The sequence below is a fragment of the Sediminivirga luteola genome (assembly GCF_014639315.1).
Classification (GTDB): Bacteria; Actinomycetota; Actinomycetes; order Actinomycetales; family Brevibacteriaceae; genus Sediminivirga; species Sediminivirga luteola.
The window spans coordinates 87,888-107,522 of sequence record NZ_BMFY01000014.1 but is presented as its reverse complement, the minus strand read 5'-3'; the positions used below and the strand labels follow the sequence as shown (position 1 = coordinate 107,522).

Annotated in this window: 17 protein-coding genes; 4 read left to right on the top strand and 13 right to left on the bottom strand. The window is 70.5% G+C overall.

The window, feature by feature from the left end; translation table 11 throughout:
• Positions 1-15: 15 nt before the first annotated feature.
• Together IEW13_RS14315 and IEW13_RS14310 are read right to left on the bottom strand one after the other, a co-directional pair.
• A complete protein-coding gene (locus tag IEW13_RS14315) occupies positions 16-2,280 on the bottom strand; it encodes a transglycosylase domain-containing protein (protein ID WP_188551596.1) in 2,265 nt (754 codons plus the stop codon).
• A 139-nt stretch (positions 2,281-2,419) separates the two neighbouring features.
• Entirely contained in the window at positions 2,420-3,334 is a 915-nt protein-coding gene (locus tag IEW13_RS14310; protein ID WP_188551595.1) for a metallophosphoesterase, read from the bottom strand.
• Between the two features lie 240 nt (positions 3,335-3,574).
• Here IEW13_RS14310 and IEW13_RS14305 point away from each other — a divergent pair, with 240 nt between their 5' ends.
• Together IEW13_RS14305 and IEW13_RS14300 are read left to right on the top strand one after the other, a co-directional pair.
• Complete coding sequence (locus IEW13_RS14305) at positions 3,575-4,471, top strand: cation diffusion facilitator family transporter (protein ID WP_188551594.1); 897 nt, start codon at positions 3,575-3,577, stop codon at positions 4,469-4,471.
• 35 nt (positions 4,472-4,506) lie between these two features.
• On the top strand, positions 4,507-5,007 hold the full coding sequence (locus tag IEW13_RS14300; protein WP_188551593.1) for an NUDIX domain-containing protein: 501 nt from the start codon (positions 4,507-4,509) through the stop codon (positions 5,005-5,007).
• 144 nt (positions 5,008-5,151) lie between these two features.
• Here the strand turns inward: IEW13_RS14300 and IEW13_RS14295 are convergent, their stop codons facing one another.
• The 8 genes from IEW13_RS14295 to recQ form a co-directional block, all read right to left on the bottom strand.
• Positions 5,152-6,021, bottom strand: coding sequence for a metal ABC transporter permease (locus IEW13_RS14295; protein WP_188551592.1), 870 nt, complete (start codon positions 6,019-6,021; stop codon positions 5,152-5,154).
• Positions 6,018-6,839: a metal ABC transporter ATP-binding protein gene (locus IEW13_RS14290; RefSeq protein ID WP_188551591.1), complete on the bottom strand. Its 822-nt coding sequence runs from the start codon at positions 6,837-6,839 to the stop codon at positions 6,018-6,020. Before IEW13_RS14290 ends, IEW13_RS14295 begins: the two co-directional genes overlap by 4 nt.
• 88 nt (positions 6,840-6,927) lie before the next feature.
• Positions 6,928-8,055, bottom strand: coding sequence for a metal ABC transporter solute-binding protein, Zn/Mn family (locus IEW13_RS14285; RefSeq protein WP_229745192.1), 1,128 nt, complete (start codon positions 8,053-8,055; stop codon positions 6,928-6,930).
• A 139-nt stretch (positions 8,056-8,194) separates the two neighbouring features.
• Entirely contained in the window at positions 8,195-9,235 is a 1,041-nt protein-coding gene (locus tag IEW13_RS14280; protein WP_188551590.1) for an aspartate-semialdehyde dehydrogenase, read from the bottom strand.
• Positions 9,232-10,548, bottom strand: a complete 1,317-nt coding sequence (locus IEW13_RS14275) for an aspartate kinase (protein ID WP_188551589.1) — start codon at positions 10,546-10,548, stop codon at positions 9,232-9,234. Before IEW13_RS14275 ends, IEW13_RS14280 begins: the two co-directional genes overlap by 4 nt.
• Positions 10,549-10,766: 218 nt before the next feature.
• Positions 10,767-11,375: a recombination mediator RecR gene (gene recR, locus IEW13_RS14270; RefSeq protein ID WP_188551588.1), complete on the bottom strand. Its 609-nt coding sequence runs from the start codon at positions 11,373-11,375 to the stop codon at positions 10,767-10,769.
• Positions 11,372-14,662 (bottom strand): DNA polymerase III subunit gamma and tau, encoded by a 3,291-nt coding sequence (locus IEW13_RS14265; protein WP_188551587.1) that lies wholly within the window; start codon positions 14,660-14,662, stop codon positions 11,372-11,374. Before IEW13_RS14265 ends, recR begins: the two co-directional genes overlap by 4 nt.
• 51 nt (positions 14,663-14,713) lie before the next feature.
• The gene (recQ, locus tag IEW13_RS14260; RefSeq protein ID WP_229745191.1) at positions 14,714-16,558 is read right to left on the bottom strand and encodes a DNA helicase RecQ; all 1,845 of its coding nucleotides are present in this window, start codon (positions 16,556-16,558) and stop codon (positions 14,714-14,716) included.
• A 79-nt stretch (positions 16,559-16,637) separates the two neighbouring features.
• On the opposite strand from recQ, the gene IEW13_RS14255 reads away from it, so the two are divergent.
• Complete coding sequence (locus IEW13_RS14255; RefSeq protein ID WP_188551585.1) at positions 16,638-17,111, top strand: GNAT family N-acetyltransferase; 474 nt, start codon at positions 16,638-16,640, stop codon at positions 17,109-17,111.
• Here IEW13_RS14255 and IEW13_RS14250 read toward each other — a convergent pair.
• The gene (locus IEW13_RS14250; RefSeq protein ID WP_188551584.1) at positions 17,084-17,281 is read right to left on the bottom strand and encodes a hypothetical protein; all 198 of its coding nucleotides are present in this window, start codon (positions 17,279-17,281) and stop codon (positions 17,084-17,086) included. The two genes, IEW13_RS14255 and IEW13_RS14250, sit on opposite strands and share 28 nt — an antisense overlap.
• 98 nt (positions 17,282-17,379) lie before the next feature.
• Here IEW13_RS14250 and IEW13_RS14245 point away from each other — a divergent pair, with 98 nt between their 5' ends.
• A complete protein-coding gene (locus tag IEW13_RS14245; RefSeq protein ID WP_188551583.1) occupies positions 17,380-18,081 on the top strand; it encodes a DUF1707 SHOCT-like domain-containing protein in 702 nt (233 codons plus the stop codon).
• A gap of 32 nt (positions 18,082-18,113) precedes the next feature.
• Here the strand turns inward: IEW13_RS14245 and IEW13_RS14240 are convergent, their stop codons facing one another.
• Positions 18,114-18,719, bottom strand: a complete 606-nt coding sequence (locus IEW13_RS14240) for a TIGR03085 family metal-binding protein (RefSeq protein ID WP_188551582.1) — start codon at positions 18,717-18,719, stop codon at positions 18,114-18,116.
• Positions 18,716-19,633 carry a Sir2 family NAD-dependent protein deacetylase gene (locus IEW13_RS14235; RefSeq protein ID WP_188551581.1) on the bottom strand — a complete coding sequence of 306 codons (918 nt, stop codon included), beginning with the start codon at positions 19,631-19,633 and terminating at the stop codon, positions 18,716-18,718. Before IEW13_RS14235 ends, IEW13_RS14240 begins: the two co-directional genes overlap by 4 nt.
• Positions 19,634-19,635: the final 2 nt, after the last annotated feature.

Here is a 19,635-nt window from a genome sequence, read left to right as displayed (position 1 = left end):
GTCAAGGCTGCGGGCTCAGCCGCCGCCGAGGCCGGCGCCGTTGTCGCCGCCACCACCGTTGTCGCCGCCACCGTTGTTGTTCTGGCCGCCGCCGTTTCCGCCGCCACCGTTTCCGCCGCGGTCACCGCCGCCTGTGCTGCGGGGGCTCGATCCCATCACCGAGGAGCCTGGGCGCGGGAAGCCGGTGTTGCCCTGGGTGTGCTCCACCGCGCGGGACATGTACGCCTGCCATGTACGACCGGAGATGGTGGCGCCGTAGATGTTGCCGCGGACGACGCCCTCGCTGTTCCGGCGCCAGTCGCGACGCCCTTCCGGATCGCCGGTCCACACGGCAGTGGACATGGTGCGGGTGAACCCGAGCAGCCAGGTCGCGCCGACCTCGAAGTTCGTCGTACCGGTCTTGGCGGCAGCCGGGACCCCGATCCCGAGGCCGGAGGTGGTGCCGCCGTTGAACGTCTGGCTGAGCGCCCAGGCCACGCCGTCGGCGACGTCCTCATCCAGCGCCCGGTGGCAGTCCTGCTCGGGCACGGGGACCTCCTCACCGTCCCGGGCGGTGATGCCTTCCAGCGCCAGCGGTGCGCAGTACTCGCCGCGGTTGGCGAACGTCGCGTACGCCGCTGCCATGTCGATGGGCGCGATATTGGGCGTACCCAGCACGGACGACGGAAGCAGCGCCTCGGTCAGCCCGTTGTCCATCGGCGTGTCCAGTGGCTGGCCGTTGCCCTGCTTCAGGCCCAGATCCATCGCGGTGTCCAGGATGTCGCACATGTTCAACTGGTTGGCCATCGCCGTGTACGCCGTGTTGACCGAGCCCGTGGTGGCCTGCAGCGCAGTCATCGAGGAGCTGCCGCGGCCGTCGCCGGCGTTGCTCGGATCCGCGTCCCCGGCGTTGTTGTCACAGCCGTTGTAGGTCCAGGAACTCGCCGGGAAGACCCGTTTCGTGGCGTCCACGGTTGTGGAGAGCGAACGACCCGACTTCAGCCATGCCGCTAGCACGAAGGGCTTCCACGTCGAGCCGACCTGGAATCCGTTGCCTCCGCGATGCAGCCGGTCCACGTTGTAGTTGACGCTCGTGGCCGAGGGGTCGTGTTCCTCCTCGTTCTGGTTCACGGTGTAGTTCCGGTTCTGCGCCATCGCCAGGACCTTGCCGGTCCCCGGCTCCACCGTGACGATGGTGTGGCCCGCGCCGGAGGGGTCGTCGGCGGGAATGCGGTTGTGCACCTGCTCCACCGCGATGCGCTGCATCTCCGGGTTGATGGTCGTCTGGATGGTCAGGCCGCCGCGCTGCATATAGCGCACCCGCTCCTCGGCGTCCTCGCCGTACAGGTCCGAGTTGGCGATCACCGAGGTGACGTAGTCGCAGAAGTACTCCATGCCCTCGGCGGCAGAGCAGCCGTTCGGCGTGCGGTGCACGTCCAGGTCCAGATCGGAGGCCGTCGCCTCGTCGTACTCCTCCTGCGTGATGAAGTCGTGGCGCAGCATGTTCCCCAGCACGACGTTCCGGCGCTGGAGCACTTCGTCCGGGTTCGTCTCCGGGTTGAAGCGGGACGGATTCTGCACGATCCCGGCCAGCATGGCCGACTGCTGGAGGTTCAACTCCGAGGCGGGGATGCCCCAGTAGTGGTGCGCCGCCGCCTGCACGCCGTAGGTGTTGGGCGAGCCGGAGTAGTTGTTGATGTTCAGGTAGCGGTTGAGGATCTCCTCTTTGGAGTACCGCTTCTCCACCGCTACGGCCAGCTTGGCCTCGCGGAGCTTACGGGCGTAGCCGGCCACGCCGTCGCTCTGGCGGGCCTCCTGGATGCCCTCGTCATCGCCCTCGGCGTGGCTGTTCTCGATCAGCACGTTCTTCACGTACTGCTGCGTCAGCGTCGAACCGCCCTGAGTGCTGTCCGAGATGAGGTTCACCACCGCGGCGCGGGCGATGCCCTCGATGTCCACGCCGCCGTGCTGGAAGAACCGCTCGTCCTCGATGGCGACGGTGGCGTCCTGCATCCGCTGCGAGATGTCCTCCAGCGGCACTTCCTCGCGGTTCTGCCAGAAGAACCGGGCGATCTCGGAGCCGTCGGCGGCGAGCATGACGGACTGCTGAGCAAGCGGCCGCTCCTCCAGCTCCGCCGGCAGCGCGTCGAAGATGTCTACCGCGCCTTCGGCACCGGCCGATGCCGCGCCGACGGCAGGGATCGCCAGGCCAGCGCCGACCACACCGGTGATCACGCTGACCGCGATGAACTGGAACAGGGCGCTGAACGTGCCTGAGAACGTGGACTCGGAAGACGCCATATGCTGAAGTCTACCGAGAGGCACAAGCCCGGCCCGCGTTCTCTTGGTGGGAGAATCCTCCGCATTTCTTCAGCTGACGCCCATGCGGCGGCCCCGGCACGCCCCCCGGAGCCGCCCCGGCGGCCCCGGCCTGGAACGTTCAGCGCGCCACGAGGGTCAGCAGCGAGGCCTCGGGGCGGCAGGCGAACCGCACCGGCGCCATCGGCGCGCAGCCGACCCCCGCCGAGACATTGACGACGGCCCGGTCCCAGGCCATCACGCCGCGTGCCTGATCCCGCCCCAGATCGCAGTTGGTCGCCGGCGCCCCCCAGAACGGGATCCGCACCTGACCGCCGTGCGTGTGCCCGGCCAGCACCAGATCGGCGCCGGCCCGCGCGAAGCGGTTCAGGACCGCCCGGTAGGGCGCGTGGACGACGCCCAGCTGCAGGGCCTCCGCGTCCCCGGCCGGAGCCCACGCTGGTTGCGGCCAGCGGTGCCGTCCGATGTGCGGATCGTCCATGCCCGCCAGGGACACTCGCAGATCACCCAGGTTCAGGACACCCGTCGCGTTGTTCAGGTCGAGCCAGCCGGCTCGCCGCAGACCGGACCGCAGATCCTCGACCGGCAGGAGCGCACCGTGCCGGGGCCGGCCGCGGCTCGAGGGTCCGAGCAGGTATCCCAGCGGGTTCTTCACCACCGGCGCGTAGTAGTCGTTGGAACCGAACACGAAGGCTCCGGGCCGCTCCAGCAGCGGTTCCAGGCAGTCGAACAGATCGGGCAGCGCCCGCGCGGAGCCGATGTTGTCGCCCGTGGTGACCACGAGATCGGGCTCCAGGCGCGCCAGCTGGGAGACCCATCGGCGCTTGGGGGCCTGGCCGGGCACGAGGTGCAGATCCGATATGTGCAGGAGCCGCAGCGACGGCGAGCCTGACGGCAGGACCGGCAGCGTCGCCCGGCGCAGCACGAACCAGTGCGGCTCGACCAGGAACGACCACGCCGCAACCGCTCCGCCGGCGGCGGCGACTCCCGCGCAGATGCGCCCTGCCGTCCCCGCCACGTGCCCGACCGTGCTCATGCTGATGTCGTCTCCTCGAAGGCTCTCGTTCGGCGTCTGCCGCATCCTGCTGTCGCCCGATGACCGGGTCGCCCTCATGCTACGCGCGCACTCAGCCTGCGGCCCGCCTGGGCACGCGGCGTCCCCGCCCCGCCCGGGGCGGGCCGGCGCAACGGACGTCACATTCCGCGACGTTGACGCAGGGCGCTCCCAGCTGGGACCATATATATTAGTAGTCGTTTATGTATTGGAGGTCCTCGCATGGGCGCCGGCCACTCCCACGCCCCCGCCAGCTCCCGCCACCGCGGACGGCTCACCCTCTCGCTGGCGATCATCGGCGGGTTCTTCCTGGTGGAGCTGATCGGCGGCATCCTCTCCGGTTCGCTGGCGCTGCTCACCGACGCCGCGCATATGGGAGCCGACGTCATCACCCTGGCCACGGCGCTGACCGCAAGCGTGCTCGCCTCCCGGACGGCCCCGGGCGGGACCCGCACCTTCGGCCTTTACCGCGCGGAAGTGCTCGCCGCCGGGCTTGCCGCGCTGATCATGCTGGGCATGGCTGCCTTCGTGCTCACTCAGGCCATCGGCCGGATCGGCCAGCCGGTGGAGATCGAAACCGGCATCATGATGGTCGTCGGCGTGCTGGGGCTCGGGGCGAACATCGCCGCCCTCGCCCTGCTGCGCGGCGGCAGCGGCGAGAGCATCAACGTCAAAGGCGCCTATCTGGAGGTGCTCGCGGACACCATCGGCTCGGTGGGCGTCCTGGTGGCCGGCGTGCTCATCATCGCCACCGGAAACCCGCTGTGGGACACCGTGGCGGCGCTGGCGATCGGCGCGTTCATCGTGGTCCGGGCCGTCGTCCTGGGACGCGAAGTGCTCAGCGTCCTGTTCCAGCACAGCCCACGCGGCATCGACCCGGAGCAGGTCATGACCTCCCTGACCGGGCTTCCCGGCGTGGAAGACGCGCATGACCTGCACATCTGGACGCTGACCTCCGGAATGCCCGTGGCCACCGTCCATCTGGTGGCCCACGGCGGCAGTCACGACGTGCTGGACGCGGCATCGGATCTGCTGCACCGGGAGTACGGCATCAGCCACTCCACCATCCAGGTGGAACCGTCCTCCCACGACGCCTGCGAGCCCGATCACGGCTGGTGACGGGCGGGCCGGTTGCTTGCGCTAGCGTGAGGCACATGCCGATGCCTGAGTTCCTCCGTGCCCTGCGTGAGCGAGTCGGGCACGCGCCGCTGTTCCTCTCCGGGGTCGCCGGCGTCGTCCTGGACGCCGATGACCGCCTGCTCCTGACGCGGCGCAGCGACCTGGGGTACTGGGCGCTGCCCAGCGGCATCGTCGAACCCGGTGAGCAACCGGCACGGACCCTGCACCGTGAGCTGGCCGAGGAGTGCGATGTCACGGTGCAGATCGAGGGGCTGGTGAGCCTACGCAGCGGCGACGAGGTCCGTTATCCGAACGGGGATCGAGCCAGCTACCTCACCGCGCTGTTCCGGTGCCGGTTGCACGCGGGAACAGCGCGCGTCGCCGATGAGGAGTCGACCGCGGTCGGCTGGTTCGCCCCGGAAGCCCTCGAGGAGCTGCATACCGGCGGCGTCCTGCCGGCCCATCAGCTGGTGCGCGCCAGGGAGGGCCTGGCGTGGCGGCCCGGCGGACCCGCTGGGTTCGACGAGCCGCACTAGCCGCCCGGCCGCGTTCGGCGCGTTCAACGAGCCGCGCTGGTTCCGGGTTGCGCACTAACTCCGCGTGAGCTCACCCGGCATTAGTGCTTCACCCCAGGGGCAGCCGTCCGCAGCGTTCGCTGCCCGCGGCGCGGGGGCTCCGGTTCACGCGTGCGCGGCGGCGCGCCGGGTGGAGAGCTTGCGGTGACGGGCCAGGCGCCGCCCGCCGAACAGTCTGCACACCAGGTAGATGGCGAAGCTGATGGTCGTCACGAACGGGCTGATCGGCACCGCCGGAGATCCGAGGGCGATGAGGATCCCGCCGACGGAGGACGTCACGGCGAAGACGACGCTGAGCACCGGCACCCAGAGCGGCGAGGCCGTCAGCTGCGTCGCCGCCGCGGCCGGGGTGATCAGGAGCGCCAGCACCAGCAGCACGCCGACCACCTGCACGCTCAGCGCCACCGCGACGCCGAGCACCAGCATGAACACCACCGACAGGCGGGCCATGGGCACACCACGGGCCTGCGCCGCCTCGGGGTCGACGCTGGCGAACATCAGCGGCCGCCACAGCACCGCCAGCAGGACCAGCACCAGCAAGGCGCACCAGACCAGGAGCTGCAGCTGATCGGGGCGGATCGCCACGATCTGGCCGGTCAGCAGGCCGAACTTATTGGCTGCCCGGCCGTCGTAGAGGGCCAGGAACAGGATCGCCAGCCCCAGCCCGAAGGGCATCATGACGCCGATGATGGCGTTCTTCTCCCCCACTTTGGCGCCGCCGAGCCCGATGGCCACAGCGGCGATCACCGCGCCGGCCATGGATCCGATCACGACGTCGGCGGCGATCAGCAGGGCGAACGCGGCACCGGCGAAGGACAGCTCGCTGATCCCGTGCACCGCGAAGCCGATGTCCCTCGCCATGACGAAGACACTGATCAAACCGCCCACGACGCCCAGCAGCGCGGCCGCCCAGATGGAGTCGGAGAGCAGCAGGACGAGGTCCCCGTAGTCCTCGAAGGTGAAGAGGCCGTTCACAGGATCCTCCCCTCCGGCGCCGCATCCGCGGGCGGCTCATGATGGTGGGCGGCGCCCTCGTCGCCGCCGACGATGAGCAGCTGCCCGTCCACCTCGACGACGCGCACCCGGGAGCGGTACAGCTCGCTCAGCGTCTCGGTGTTGATGACCTCCCGGGGCGTGCCGATCCGGAAGCGCCCGCCGGCCAGATAGAGCACGCGGTCGACGTAGGGCAGCACCGGATTGATCTCATGCGTCACGAACAGGACGGTCGTGTCGTGCTCCGCCGCCTGGCGGTGCAGCAGGTTCGAGACGACCTGCTGATGGTGCAGGTCGAGGGAGAGAAGCGGCTCATCGCACAGCAGCACCGAGGGATCCGAGCCCAGCGCCGCCGCGACCCGGAGGCGCTGGCGCTCCCCGCCGGAGAGGACCCCGGCCGGAGCATCGGCGAAGTCCTCCGCGCCGACCTGCGCGATCAGCTCGTCCACCCGGGCGCGCAACCTGCGGCTGGGCAGGCCGGGGCCCCAGCGATGCCCGTTGATCCCCATCCGCACCATGTCCCGGCCGCGCATGGGGACGTGCTCGTCGAGGCCCTTCTGCTGCGGGACGTATCCGACGTCCGAGTTGCCGCGCCGCGCCGGCCGGCCATTGATCCGGGCGGTGCCCTGGAACAGTGCGTGCTGGCCGAGCAGGACCTTCAGCAGAGAGGTCTTGCCCGTGCCGTTTGGCCCGAGCACGGCGAGGAACTCCCCGGGTTCGACGGAGAGATCGAGGTGCTGCCATAGGACGCGGTCGTGGAAGCGCAGGCCGGCATCACGGAGTTCGACGGGTGGGTTCATGACAGTTCAAGCGTAGTGCAGGGCATGGCGGCCGCGCCGGGCTGGACCATGCCGGCCGGGCACGCCGGCGCGAAGCGGGACGGGCGGCTCAGCCGAGTGCATCCTCGACGGCCGTGATCACGTCGTTCATCCAGACCGCGTAGGTGAGGCCCTCCGGGAGCGTCTCGACGACCTCCACGACCGGGGTGCCGGCCTCCTCGGCGGCACGGCGGAGATCCTCGGCTTCGGGCCCGGCTGACTGCGTGTTGATCGCCAGGAGCTGCAGGTCCCCGGACTGCGCTGTCTCCAGAGTGTCGCGCAGGACCAGCGGAGGCACATCGCTCCCGGACTCCACGGCGTAGATGAAGTCCTCCGGCACCGCGTTCTCCAGGCCCATGTCCTCGAACAGGTAGAGCGCCACCGGTTCCGTCACGCCCACCACCGTGCCGGCGTGCTCCTCCTCGATGCCGTGCAGGCGCTCGTGCAGCGTCTCGAGCTCCCCGGTGAGCGCCTCGGCGTTCGCCTGGATCGTGCCGGCATCCTCGGGCAGGAGGGCGGTCAGTTCCTCGGCGACCGCAGCGGCGAGGTTCTCCATCGCCGGGATGCTGTACCAGACATGCTCGTTGAAGGCGCCGTGGTCGTGCTCGTGATCGTGCCCCTCATGATCGTCGCCGTGCTCGTCGCCAGCCTCGTCGCCGTGCTCGTGCTCGTCATGGTCGTGGCTGTGCTCGTCGCCGGCTTCCTCGCCGTGCTCGTGCTCGTCACCGGCTTCCTCGCCATGCTCATGATCGTGTCCGGCGTCGTCGGCGCCCTCCAGACCGGAGGCCTCGACCGCGTTGACGACCGGAGGCTCGGAGTCTGCCGCCGCGAGCATCATCTCCACGAACTCGTCGTAGCCGCCGCCGTTGATGACCACGACATCGGCGCGGGAGAGAACGAGCTGGTCCTGAGCGGTCGCCTCGTAGGAGTGCGGGTCGATCGCGGGGTCGTCGATGATCGGGGTCACCTCGACCAGGTCCCCGCCGATCGTGCTGACGATATCGGCGTACACATCCGTGGAGGTGACGACCTGAAGCGCGCCGGAATCACCCTGGCCCGCATCGGCGCCCTGCCCGGAGCCGCAACCGGCGACCAGCGTCAGCGCCGAGACCACAGCGCCGATGACGACAGCGGGACGGCGGCGCTGTCCGGCCTGGGAACGGATAAGGCTCGGGGCGATCTGCGTGCGTCGGTTCACGCCCCGAGCCTACTCCTGCGGTGATAATGGATCTAATTAGCGTCCCGTTATGCGTCAACGTGCCTCGGCAGGCTCAGCGCCGCCGGCCCTCATGGATTCAGCGAGAGCAGTTCCACACAGGCTCAGGGAGAACAGTCCTTCAGCGGCTTTCCGCGATCAACCGGGCGATCTGCACGGTGTTGAGCGCCGCGCCCTTGCGCAGATTGTCGTTGGAGACGAAGAGCACCAGGCCCTTGCCCTCGGGAGCGGACTGGTCCTGCCTGATCCGGCCCACGAAGCTGGGGTCCTTGCCCGCTGCCTCCAGGGGGTTCGGGATGTCTGAGAGCGCCACCCCGGGAGCGGCGGAGAGGACCTCGCGGGCACGCTCCGGCGAGATCGCGGAGGCGAACTCGGCGTGGATGCTCAGGGAGTGCCCGGTGAACACCGGCACGCGCACGCAGGTGCCGGCCACGCGCAGATCCGGCAGCCCGAGGATCTTTCGGCTCTCGTTGCGCAGCTTCTTCTCCTCGTCGGTCTCGCCCTCGCCGTCGTCGACGATCGAGCCGGCCAGCGGGATGACGTTGAAGCCGATGTGCCGCTGGTACACGCCGGGCTCGGGGAAGCCGACGGCCTGCCCGTCGTGGACCAGCCCGCGGCTACCGGGGAGGGCGGCCTCGATCTGGCCGAAGAGCTCCTCGACGCCCGCCAGTCCCGAACCGGATACCGCCTGGTAGGTGGCCACCTGCAGCCGCTCCAGACCGGCCTCGTCGTGCAGCGCCTTGAGCACCGGCATCGCCGCCATGGTGGTGCAGTTGGGGTTCGCGATGATGCCCTTGCCGGCGTTCGCGATCTCCTGCGGGTTGACCTCGCTCACGACCAGGGGGACGTCCGGGTCCAGCCGCCAGGCGGAGGAGTTGTCCACCACGGTGACGCCCGCAGCCGCGAACCGCGGCGCCTGCGCCTTGGAGGTGGCGCCGCCGGCGGAGAACAGGGCGACGTCCAGTCCGGACGGATCCGCGGTGGCGGCGTCCTCGACGGTGATCTCGCGGTCCCGCCAGCGCAGCGTGGAGCCGGCCGAACGCGCCGAGGCGAACAGCCGCAGCTCGCCGATCTCGAAGCCGGGATCGTTCTCCAGCAAGGCCCGCATGACCCCGCCGACCTGGCCGGTGGCGCCCACGACGCCGACGTTCAGTGCACTCATCGTCCGGTACCTCCGTAGACCACGGCCTCGCCTTCCTCGGAATCCAGCCCATAGGCGGTATGGGCGGCGCGCACGGCCTGATCCAAGAGGTCGGCACGGGTGACCACGGAGATGCGGATCTCCGAGGTCGAGATCATATCGATGTTCACGCCGGCCTTGGACAGCGCCTCGAACAGGGTGGCGGTCACGCCCGGGTGCGAGCGCATGCCGGCGCCGACCACGGAGAGCTTGCCGATCTGATCGTCGTACTGGACCTGACCGAAGCCGATGGCCTGCTTGCGGTCCTCGAGCGCCTTGAGCGCGCGGGCACCGTCGGTCTTGGGCAGCGTGAAGGAGATGTCCGTCAGGCCCTGCTCGCGGGTGGAGACGTTCTGGACGATCATGTCGATGTCGATCTCCTCGGCGGCGACCGTCCTGAAGATATCCGCGGCCTTGCCGGGCACGTCCGGGACGCCCACGATCGTGACCTTGGCCTCGGAGCGGTCGTGCGCGACCCCGGAGATGATGGCCTGTTCCATTGTCGTGTCCTCTTCCAGTTCCTGCGGTGCGAGCGGGTCGGTGGCGAATTCCTCCGGGACCGGGGCGTCGGTGACCCAGGTGCCCGGCCGCTGGGAGAAGGAGGAGCGGACGTGCACAGGGACCCGGTAGCGGCGGGCGTATTCGACGCAGCGGAGCATGAGGACCTTGGCGCCGGAGGCGGCCATCTCCATCATCTCCTCATAGCTGATGACGTTGATGCGCGAGGCGGCCGGCACGATCCTCGGATCGGCGGTGAAGACGCCGTCGACGTCCGTGTAGATCTCGCACACGTCGGCGTCCAGGGCCGCCGCCAGCGCGACCGCCGTGGTGTCCGAGCCGCCGCGTCCCAGGGTGGTGATGTTCTTGGTGTCCTGGCTGACTCCCTGGAACCCGGCGACGATGGCGATGTTCCCCTCCGCGATGGCCTGCTGGATGCGGCCGGGGGTGACGTCGATGATCCGGGCCTTGCCGAAGGCCTCATCGGTGATCACCCCGGCCTGGCTGCCGGTGAAGGACTGGGCACGGAAGCCCAGATTAGCGATCGCCATGGCCAGGACCGCCATGGAGATGCGTTCTCCGGCGGTGAGCAGCATATCCAGCTCCCGGGCGGGAGGCACCGGCGAGACCTGCTCGGCCAGGTCGATCAGCTCGTCGGTGGTGTCACCCATCGCCGAGACCACCACGACGACGTCATGCCCCAGCTTCTTGTATTCCGCGATGCGCTTGGCCACGCGCTTGATGGATTCGGCATCCGCTACGGACGATCCGCCGAATTTCTGCACGACCAAGCTCACGCTGATTCTCCTTGCTTCCTGCTGGGCTTCCCGCCATATTGTTCCATGACCGGGCGCCCCGGCTCATCCGCGGTCGGGCGCGCGTCTCACCTGCCGATACGGAGGACCCGTGGCGCACCATTCCGGCGGTCGCTCCGGACGCCGGAACTCGCCGGGCTCAGGGCCGAGAACTCGCCGGGCTCAGGGCCGATGGGGGAGACGCTCGGGGCCGGGCATCCTCAGGCGGTCAGCACGCGGCGGCCCTCGAAGGCCCGGCCGAGGGTGACCTCGTCGGCGTACTCCAGGTCGCCGCCGACCGGGAGGCCGGAGGCGAGCCGGCTCACGGTGACGCCGAGCGGCAGGAGCAGCCGGGTCAGGTAGGTCGCGGTGGCCTCGCCCTCCACATTGGGGTTGGTGGCGATGACGAGTTCCTCGATCTGATCGGACTGCAGCCGCCCGAGGAGTTCACGGATCCGCAGCTGGTCCGGCCCGATCCCCCGCATGGGGTCGATGGCACCGCCGAGCACGTGGTAGAGCCCGCGGAACTCCCGGGTCCGCTCGATCGCCATGACGTCCTTGGGCTCTTCCACGATGCAGATGATGGAGCCGTCCCGCCGGGCGTCCTCGCAGATGGCGCAGAGCTCGCGCTCCGCCACATTGCCGCAGGTCTCGCAGTAGCGGACCCGGCGTTTGACCTCCACAAGTGCCTGCGCGAGGGCGGAGACGTCGTCCGGATCCGCCTGCAGGACGTGGAAGGCGAGCCGCTGCGCGGACTTGGGACCGACCCCCGGGAGCTTGTTGAACTCCTCGATGAGGTCCTGGATGGCGCCGTCGTAGAGCATGCTCATTCCCTGATGTCCTCGATGATCACGCCGCCGAGCCTCTGCTCGATCAGCGCCGGAGCCTCCATGTACCGGGTGGCCTCGTCCGGATCGTCGGCGCTGACCACATCGTCTTCATGGTGCTGGGGGTCCGCCGCCTGCCGGGCGCCGCGGCCGCCGGTGCCCCGGCCGTGACGCTGGCCGCCCGGTGCCTGAGCGCCGTCCCCGCGGGCCGGCTGCGGCTGCTGGAAGGGACCGGGCTGGTCGGACGTCCCGTCGCGGGACGGAACCGGCTGCTGGAAGGGGCCCGGCCGCGGTGTACCGTGACCCGGTTCCTGATGTGCCGCCGCGCCGCCTGCTTTCGGCCCCGTGCCATTGCCGGAAGAGGCGGTCCCATTGCCCGAAGGGCCAGCGCCGTTGCCCGGGGGGCCAGTCCCACTGCCCGAGGGGCCAATGCCGTTGCTCGACGGGCCGGTGCTGGTGGGCACGGTGGAACTCTCACTCCAGCGGGCGCCGTCGTTCGCAGGGACCGCGCCGTTGTTCCCGGGTCCGCCGCCGTTGGTGGCGGTGGCGCCGGTGACCGACGGTTCGGTGAAGAACTGCCGCAGGCGTGCGGCGGCTTCTTCCCGCCCGCGCTGCGCCTCGGCGATCCGCGAGCCCGCGGCAGCGGACTCCGGGCCCGCGTGCAGCGCGCTCTCCGTGTCAGCGGGCTGGCCGGTGACGGGGTAGCCACCATGCGCCTCGGGCCCGCCGGGACCACTGCCCCGGGTCGCGCCGGACGGCCCGGCAGGCTGCGCGGGCTGGGCCGGGTGGTCATCGAAAGCCCCTTCCAGGTCCGCGTAGGCGCCGAGGTAATCGGTCGGCTGGTAGCCCTCGCTCTCCGGCGCCGACGCCGAGGCCGGCTCGGGGTCCTCGTCGAGGTCCTCCGGGGCCGGGACGATGGGCGCCGGGGCCTCGACCCAGCGGTCCCCCGCGCTCGTCTGCGGTTCCGGGGCCGGCCCGGCGGCGGGCTGGTTCTGGTCAGGTCGCTCGGGTTCGAGGCCTGGCTCCCCCCAGTCCTCAGCCGGGGTGTACCAGGGATCCTCGGGGTCGTTGGAGGGAGGCTCCACCGGCCGCCAGTGATCTTCCACGGAGGAAGGGGAGGGAACGGGTTCGTCCACGGCGCCGCTGGACTCTTGTGCCGGTGCCGCGGAGCGTATCCCCTCGTTCCTGGGGGGCGGCGGGGCCTCACCGCCAGCCGGGCTGGCATCGGCGGGGACGGCGTCCTGGCTGCCGGAATCAACGCCGGCGGGGTGCACCTCGGAACGAGCAGCCTCCGGCTGCCTCACGTGCGCGCCCTGCTGCGTGGCCGGCGGACCCTGCGGCACCGGGCCAGGCCCGTCCGGTTCCGGATCCTGCCCCGCAGGGGGATGTCCGGCCGGGCCGTCATCGGCGATCGCGGCGACGGTGCAGGAGATGCCCAGATGCTGCTGGACGGCCTGCGCCACGGCTGGGCCGAAATCGCTCTTGGTGAAGCGCTGTGCCAGGCCAGGCGTGCGGAAGCCGAGCGTGAGCACACCACGCTCGAAGGAATGGGCCGTGGCGTCTTGGTTGACCAGCGCCCAGACGAGCTTGCGGATGCCGGAGAGCTCGTTGAGGATCCCCGGCCAACCGCGCCGGATCGCGTCGATCTCAGTGCCGCCAGGGCCTGGCGCCCCTGGTGTCCCCTGCCCGTGGGACGCGGTCTCTGCAGCCGTGGCGCGAGGGTCCTCTCCCGCCGGTGCGGGCTGTGACTGTGCGGGCTCTTCAGCCTGCGCAGGCTGTGCGGACTCCGGTTGCGCCGCCACTGACGGGGTGGCCTCTGCTGGCTGTGGCTGCGCGGATTGCGCCGGGGCGGACAGTGAAGACGCCGGTCCCGGTTCTGTGGCTGATTCTGTAGCTGATTCTGTGACCGGTTGCGGGGCTGTCACGGGTCCGGCCGAGCCTGCGGCCGGGGGCGGCGTCTTCGCCTGGACCGGCGGAGCTGACTGGGCTGCCGGAGACTGATCCTGCCGCAGCGCGGCGGCTGGCTCCGGGGAGGACTCGCGGCCGCGGGTGTGGCTGGCGGCGCGGGCGGGCGCCACGGACGGCTCAGCGATGGCGCCTGTCCCGCCGGCGGCGGTGCCGGTCGCCCCCATGCCGATGCGTCGTTCCATCCGCTCCAGGCGAGCCTGAAGGGCCTGAGCCGATCCCTCCGCCGAGGGAAGCAGCAGCCGGGCGCAGATGAGATCCAGCTGCAGCCTGGGCGAGGTCGCCCCGGACATCTCGCCCAGCCCGGCGTGCACGACGTCCGCGGCGCGGGACAGCTCCGCGGCACCGAGTCCGCGAGCCTGCAGCATCATCCGCTCCAGCTGGTCCGCCGGGAGATCCGGCAGCAGGGCGGGGGCGGCATCGGCGGCCGCATCGATGACGATCAGATCGCGGAACCGTTCCAGCAGGTCCTCCACGAACCGCCTCGGGTCGTGGCCGGATTCGATGACGCGCTCCACGACGCGGTACACCGCCGCACCGTCGCCGGCGGCCAGGCCGTCCACGACATCGTCCAGCAGCGCGGCATGCGTGTATCCGAGCAGCGCGACCGCCCGCTCGTAGTCGATGCCGTCCTCACCCGCGCCGGCCATGAGCTGGTCCAGCACCGAGAGGGTGTCTCGCACCGAACCGCCGCCGGCACGCACCACGAGCGGCAGCACGCCTTTGCCGACGGGGACGCGCTCGCGCTCGCTCAGCTGTTCCAGGTACTGCACCAGGCGCTCGGGCGGGACCAGCCGGAAGGGATAGTGGTGCGTCCGCGACCGGATCGTGCCGATCACCTTGTCCGGCTCGGTCGTCGCGAAGATGAACTTCACATGCGGCGGGGGTTCCTCCACCAGCTTCAGCAGGGCGTTGAACCCCTGCGTGGTGACCATATGCGCCTCATCGAGGATGAACACCTTGAACCGGTCCCGAGCGGGCGCGAAAACGGCCCGTTCCCGCAGATCACGGGCGTCGTCGACGCCGTTGTGACTGGCCGCGTCGATCTCGATGACGTCCAGCGAGCCCCCGCCGCCGGGGGCCAGCTCACGGCACGAGTCGCACTGGCCGCACGGGGTGGGCGTGGGGCCCTCGGCGCAGTTCAGGCACCGGGCCAGGATGCGCGCAGAGGTGGTCTTCCCGCAGCCGCGGGGCCCGGAGAAGAGGTACGCGTGATTGACGCGGTTCCGCGCCAGCGCGGCCTTGAGCGGGTCCGTGACATGCTCCTGGCCGATCACCTCGTCGAAGGTGTCGGGGCGGTAGCGGCGGTAGAGAGCGGTGGACACATGACAAGGGTACGTGGTGCCACGGACAGGTGGCGATGCGCTCCGGCTCGCTCAGGAAGGTTCCGGGCCCGCTGCCCCGACGACGCCCAGGACAGACTCTCCGTAGAGTTCCAGTTTCTTGTCGCCCACTCCGCTGATTCCTCGCAGTTCGCCCAGCGTGGCCGGCCGGGACTCCGCGATCCCGGCCAGGGTGGCATCGGCGAACACCACGTACGCCGGCACCCCCTGCTCTTTGGCCTGCCGGGCCCGCCAGGCGCGCAGCCGTTCGAACAGTTCCGCCTCCGCCCCGGAGAGGGCCGCCGCCGCGGTCCGTTCCCCGGATCCGCGGGCCCGGGAACGCGCACCGGCGCCCGTGCCCGAGGGTTTGCGCAGTTCGATGCGTTCCTCCCCGCGCAGCACCGGCCCGGCTTTTTCCGTGACGACGAGGGTGCCGTAATCCCCTACCGCAGCGATCAGGTCCCTGGCCAGCACCTGGCGGATGACGGCCCGCCACGCCTGCTCGTCCAGGTCCGCGCCGATACCCCAGACGCTCAGCGCGGCGTGGTCGGCCTGCGCCGAACGCGGATTGTCCTTCCCCCGGAGCACATCGACGATCTGCCCGGCACCGAAACGCTGACCGCGTTCCCGGTCCAGCCGGATGATGGCGGAGAGCAGCTTCTGGACCGGTACCGTGGCGTCCCAGCCGGCCGGCGGTTCCAGGCAGGTGTCGCAGTTGCCGCACGGCGGCGAGTCCTGACCGAAGTAGCGCAGGATCTGCTGCCGGCGGCAGCCGAGGGTCTCGCACAGGGCGAGCATCGCGTCCAGGTGCGACCGCTGCGATCGTTTATGCGCTTCCGAGCCCTCGGACTGGTCGATCATCCGGCGCAGCTGCACCACGTCCGAGAGCCCATAGGCCATCCATGCCGTGGCCGGCAGCCCGTCGCGGCCGGCCCGGCCGGTCTCCTGGTAGTACCCCTCCACGGACTTCGGCAGATCGAGATGCGCGACGAAGCGCACATCGGGCTTGTCGATGCCCATGCCGAAGGCGATGGTGGCGACCATGACCACGCCGTCCTCCCGGAGGAACCGCGCCTGCCGTTCGGCGCGCTCCTGCTCCGTCAGTCCCGCGTGGTAGGCCAGGGCGTCGATCCCCGCGGCCCGCAGCGCCTCCGCGGTCTGGTCCACGCTGCGGCGCGAGAGGCAGTACACGATCCCGGCGTCTCCCGGATGCTCCGTGCGCAGGAACTGGAGCAGCTGGGCGCGGGGCTGCTGCTTCTCCACGATCCGGTAGCGGATATTGGGCCGGTCGAAGCTGGCGACGAAGTGCCGGGCGCCCTCCATGCGCAGCCGGGAGGTGAGCTCCTCGTGCGTGGCCCGGGTGGCGGTGGCCGTCAGCGCGATGCGCGGCACTGTGGGGAAGCGTTCATGCAGCACCGAGAGCCCCAGGTAGTCGGTGCGGAAGTCGTGCCCCCACTGGGAGACGCAGTGCGCCTCGTCGATGGCGAACAGCGCGAGCCGGGCGCGGTCCAGCAGCCGCAGGGTGCGCTCCTGGACCAGCCGTTCCGGGGCCAGGTAGAGCAGATCGAGCCGCCCGGCGAGGAGATCGGCCTCGACGGCGGCGCTCGTCCGGGAGTCCAGGGTGGAGTTCAGGAAGGCCGCCCGCACGCCCAGGGCGGCCAGCGCGTCCACCTGATCCTGCATGAGGGCGATCAGCGGAGAGACCACCACCCCGGTGCCCGGACGCACCAGCGAGGGCACCTGATAGCACAGTGACTTCCCGCCGCCGGTGGGCATGAGCACCACGGCGTCGCCGCCGGAGACCACGTGGTCGATGATCTCCGCCTGGTCACCGCGGAAGGAGTCGTAGCCGAAGACGGAGTCCAGCACCGCCACCGGCGAAGTCGGGGAGGAGGTCACGCAGAGAAGACTATCGGCCGGCACGGACAGCGGGCACGATGACGGCCACGACCGCGGAGAACACGGCATGATGGAGGTCATGAGCACTGCCGAGCCGCGCATCGTGGAAGGCCCCGGGCTGACCGCCGCCGAGGTCTACGGGATCTGGAAGATCCGGGACCTCGTCTTCGCCTTCGAACAGCACTGCGAGGAGCCGGAGGTGGACGATCTGGACCTCCTGCCGGGCACCGTGCACCTCTGGTTCGCCGACGCGCAAGGACCGACCAGCTACATCCGCGTCTACCGCGACGCCGACGGCATTCTGCATCTGGGCCGGGTCGCCACCAGGAAAGATCAGCGCGGCAAGGGCCTGGCCGGCCGGCTGCTGCGTGCCGCGCACGAGCGCTGGGCCGGTGAGGAGATCGCCATCAGCGCACAGGCCTATCTTGAGCAGTGGTACGCCGGATTCGGTTACCAGCGCCGCGGAGACGAGTACATGGAGGCAGGCATCCCGCATGTCCCGATGCGCCGGCCGGCTATGGATGCTCAGGGCTCGGGCAGCCCGTCCGGATAGACGATGCCGATCCCGGTGATCGCGCGCGGGAAGTCGTTCCGGTTGTTCGTGGCGAACCGGTCCGGTCCGCGCCCGCGACCACTGACCGCGACCACTGCGATGGCGAGATGTGCGGCGTCCGCGACGCGCAGTCCATAGGAGTCCGCGAGCGCCAGGTGGCCGGTCTGCATGTCCAGCGGTTGAACCCGTACCGGCCAGACCGGACTCATCCGCGAAGAGCGCGGCGGCGCTCGTGGCCCCGGGCAGGAGGCAGTGCGAAGATAGGGGCATGTCCGCGAGCCACTCCCCCGACGAGAACCCCGTCCTGCGCACCCGCGTCGGCAACGCCGAGCGTGATGCGGTGGTCGAGCAGTTGCACGAGGCCGCCGCGGAAGGCCGCCTGGAACTGGAGGAGCTGACGGAGCGGATCGAGTCGGCGCTGCAGGCGAAGACCTTCGCGGACCTGGACCCGCTGGTGGCCGATCTGCCCATCGTCCCGCCCTCGCAGGCCTATGCGGCACGCAATCCCGGCCTGGCGCAGGGCGGCTTCCCGCCGGCGCCGTCGTACGGTGCCGCAGCGGGCCATGTGCCCGTGCCGGCCCAGGCCGCGGGCAGCAGCCCGGACAATCCGTTCGAGCTCAGCGCCGGGATGGAGGACACCCGCCGCAGGGGCCGCTGGACCGTGCCGGCCTATCTCCGCTCGGATCCGTCGATGGCGACCGTGGAGTGGAACTTCCTGGAAGCCAGCACGCCGCACTCGGTCATCAGCCTGGACGTCACCTCCAGCTGGGGTACCACGCTCGTCGTGGTGCCGGAAGACTGGGGCGTCAACGTCGACGGGCTGAAGAAGACCTGGGGAAGCATCCGCTCCAAGGTCGCCGTGGAACCCCGCCCCGGCAGCCCGCTCATCCGGGTGACCGGGAACGTCGGCTGGGGCACGTTCAGCGCCCGGCACGCCAATTGGTGGGACCGGCAGCGGCTCGGCCGCTGAGACCCGCGGCACCTGCGGAGGCCGTGCCCGGCTCAGGCGACCGTGACGATGACCTGGGCCTTCTCATGCCGGCCGAAGGCCCACAGCACGATCTCCTCGGGCCGGCCCTGGACCGTGACCAGCGGGTCCTTGCTCCTGCCGACCGTGATGGCGCCGAATCCCGGTGAGAAGTAGGTGATGCGCTCGCGCCGCTTGTAGGCGGCGGCCCGCAGCATGGTCTCGGCGTTGACGTTCCAGAGCTTCTTGCTCAGCTCCTCGGAGACGCGCCGGGGATGCTCCGGATCGAAGTCCGGCTGAGCGCGCAGCACGTCCTCCGTGTGGACGTAGAACTCGGTGGCGTTGACCAGGTCGTTCACCGGGCTCAGCCGTGCCGGACTGTAGGACGGCGGGCCCGCCTCGATCCGCTGCACCAGCTCGGTGAAGTCCAGATCCTCGATCTGCTCGATGGCTTTCTTCGCCTTGCCGCCGACGAACGGCAGCGACTTCCCCACCATCGCGTCCGGCCGGGCGTCGCGCGTGACGATATGCGCGGCGAGGTCCCTGGCGTCCCAGCCCTCGCACAGGGTCGGAGCATCGGGACCCACACGGCGCAGGGCCGAAGCCAAGGCGGCGCGCTCTTCCTTCGCGAGTGAGCTCATGCCCCCACCTTACGGGCGGGTACGGACATCCGCACAGGGGTCCGGCCCTTCTGGCTCAGCCATCGGCGCCACCCGGCCAGGAACGGACCCACGCGGGTGACGAGGCGGACATCGGCGTCCGCGTCCGCCCGGGTGGGGCCATCGGTGACGATGACGAGCGGCTTGCCGGCGCGGACCGCGCGGCGGACCAGCTTCAGCGCCGAATGCACGGCGAGCGAGGATCCCAGTACCAGCACCGCCTCGGTCGCGTCGATGGCCGCCTCGGCCTCTGCGGTCCGCTCGCGCGGGACGGCCTCGCCGAAGTACACCACATCGGGTTTCAGCGGCCCCGCGCAGACGGCGCAGTCGCGGATGCGGAAGCCGGCGGTCTGCGCCAGCTCCACATCGCCGTCGGGATTGGACTCCACATCGGTCATGGAGATCTCCAGCCGCTCCAGGAACCCCGGGTTCAGCCGGGTGAGTTCCTCCTGCAGCCAGTCGCGGTCGAAGACCGTGCCGCAGTCCAGGCAGACCACCCGGTCCAGGGCGCCGTGCAGCTCGATCAGGCGGCGGCTGCCGGCGGCGGCGTGCAGGCCGTCGACGTTCTGGGTGACCGTCCACGCCGGGTCGATCACCGCCAGGTCGCGGTGGCCCTGATTGGGCTGGATGACGCGGTGGCGGGCCCAGCCGACATAGGCGCGGGCCCAGTAGTGACGCCGATTGCGCTCATGCGAGCGGAAAGTCTGGACCGTCATCGGGTTGCGTGGCGGGGAACCCGGGCTGCGGTAGTCCGGGATGCCCGAATCGGTGCTGATGCCCGCGCCCGTGATGACGGTCGTACGTGCCGGATCCAGCAGACGGTAGGCGTCAGAAGCCCCGCCGCGAGGCAAGGGCCAGCCGATGCCGGCCATGGGGTCTCGGATCACCGGAGCCATAG